Raw genomic sequence first — 611 nt, forward strand, 5'->3', positions numbered from 1 at the left:
ACTGGCTGCCCACCCGCACGATCGCGTCGCTGATCCTGCCTTCGTGCAGGGCCGACCAGATCCCGGCCGGGATGGCGATCAGCAGCGCGATCACGATCCCGACGGCCGCCAACGACACTGTGGCGGGCAGCCTTTCGAGAAGGATCTGTGTCACCGGATCGCCGTTGCGGAAGCTGACCCCGAGGTCACCGGTCAGCGCCTTGCCGATGTAGGCGAAGAACTGCTCGACGATCGGCTTGTCCAGCCCGCTCGCCGAGCGCAACGCCTCGTAGGCCTGCGGCGTGTATCGGGTTCCCAGCGCGATGCGCACCGGATCGCCGGGAACCAGATGCACCAGCGCGAAGCTCGCGACGAGCACCCCGAGCAGCACCACCGCCGAATACACCAGTCGGCGCGCGAGAAACCGCACGATCGGATGAGTCAGCGGGCGCGTCATGACGTTTCGTCTCCGGTGAGGCTGGCGGTGCGGAACCGCACCGCGCCGTCGCGGCGGGCCTCGTAACCGGACAGGTTCCTCACCCACGCCTGGATCACCGAGGGGTTGTACAGGTAGATGTAGCTGACCTCGTCGGCGATGATCGTCGCCGCGCGCCGGTAATCGTCGAAGCGGG

At 67.4% G+C, this 611-nt stretch carries 1 protein-coding gene and 1 pseudogene; both read right to left on the reverse strand.

Annotation, left to right across the window (positions count from 1 at the left end; all coding sequences use genetic code 11):
• Positions 1-436: ABC transporter permease (locus tag A5698_RS22980; protein ID WP_197506866.1), on the reverse strand; the 436-nt coding region annotated here is incomplete at its 3' end.
• Positions 433-611 (reverse strand): annotated as a pseudogene (locus A5698_RS28770) (ABC transporter substrate-binding protein); the annotation flags it as partial. The pseudogene A5698_RS28770 and the gene A5698_RS22980, both read right to left, overlap by 4 nt.

The sequence above is a fragment of the Mycobacterium sp. E136 genome, from assembly GCF_001666865.1.
Taxonomy (GTDB): Bacteria; Actinomycetota; Actinomycetes; order Mycobacteriales; family Mycobacteriaceae; genus Mycobacterium.